Origin of the sequence: Kordia aestuariivivens (assembly GCF_014397005.1) — a bacterium.
In the GTDB taxonomy this organism is placed as follows: Bacteria; Bacteroidota; Bacteroidia; order Flavobacteriales; family Flavobacteriaceae; genus Kordia; species Kordia aestuariivivens.
Window position 1 is genome coordinate 1 of sequence record NZ_JACGWS010000035.1, and the last position, 1,543, is coordinate 1,543.

General features: G+C 40.8%; 1 protein-coding gene. It reads right to left on the reverse strand.

All coding sequences use genetic code 11. The features are described 5' to 3' along the window. The coding region (locus H2O64_RS23895; RefSeq protein ID WP_215907213.1) for a beta strand repeat-containing protein at window positions 1-1,543 on the reverse strand (1,543 nt) is incomplete at both ends.

A 1,543-nucleotide genomic window follows, 5' to 3' on the forward strand; every position in this document is an offset into this window, starting at 1 on the left:
CCGATTGTTACCATTGGTAAACCATCGTTGTCTGTAATAGTTACTGTTCCACTTGGATCTGTGTTACTTGTGTTGCCACTTGTAACTGTTCCATCTACTGTGAAGTCTTCATTTGGTTCATCCAGGATATCATCCGTAATTGGAATGTCAACATTCACAGTTGTCTGTCCTGCTGGAATCGTCGCCGTTACAGTGGTACTTGTGTAATCATCTGTTCCTGCTGTTCCAGTTGTTGTTGTGATACTTACTACAGTATCTTCATCACTTGGATTGCTGATACTTACTGGTACACTTACTGTTCCTGCTCCTTCATCGACTGTTACATCACCGATTACGATTGATGGTGTATCATTGTCGTTGATCGTTACCGTTCCGCTTGGATCTGTGTTACTTGTGTTACCACTTGTAACCGTTCCATCTACCGTGAAGGTTTCTGTATCTTCTCCTATAATATCATCTATAATGGGTACAGTCACATTTACTGTGGTCTGTCCTGCTGGTATTGTTGCTGTAACTGTCGTAGTTGTATAATCATCTGGATTTGTAGCATCAACATTAGTCGTTGTAATACTTACAACTGTATCAACACTACTTGGTGTATCAATACTTACTGGTATCGTTGCTGTTCCATCTGTCTCATCAACTGTTACATCGCCGATTGTTACCATTGGTAAACCATCGTTGTCTGTAATAGTTACTGTTCCACTTGGATCTGTGTTACTTGTGTTGCCACTTGTAACTGTTCCATCTACTGTGAAGTCCTCATTTGGTTCGTCCAGGATATCATCCGTGATTGGAATATCTACATTCACAGTTGTCTGTCCTGCTGGAATCGTTGCCGTTACAGTGGTACTTGTGTAATCATCTGTTCCTGCTGTTCCAGTTGTTGTTGTGATACTTACTACAGTATCTTCATCACTTGGATTACTAATACTTACTGGTACACTTACTGTTCCAGCGCCTTCATCGACTGTTACATCACCAATTACGATTGATGGTGTATCATTGTCGTTGATCGTTACCGTTCCACTTGGATCTGTGTTACTTGTGTTACCACTTGTAACCGTTCCATCTACCGTGAAGGTTTCTGTATCTTCTCCTATAACATCATCTATAATTGGTACAGTCACATTTACTGTGGTCTGTCCTGCTGGGATCGTTGCAGTAACTGTTGTAGTTGTATAATCATCTGGATTTGTAGCATCAACATTAGTCGTTGTAATACTTACAACTGTATCTACACTACTTGGTGTATCAATACTTACTGGTATCGTTGCTGTTCCATCTGTCTCATCAACTGTTACATCGCCGATTGTTACCATTGGTAAACCATCGTTGTCTGTAATAGTTACTGTTCCACTTGGATCTGTGTTACTTGTGTTGCCACTTGTAACTGTTCCATCTACTGTGAAATCTTCATTTGGTTCATCCAGGATATCATCCGTAATTGGAATGTCAACATTCACAGTTGTCTGTCCTGCTGGAATCGTCGCCGTTACAGTGGTACTTGTGTAATCATCTGTTCCTGCTGTTCCAGTTGTTG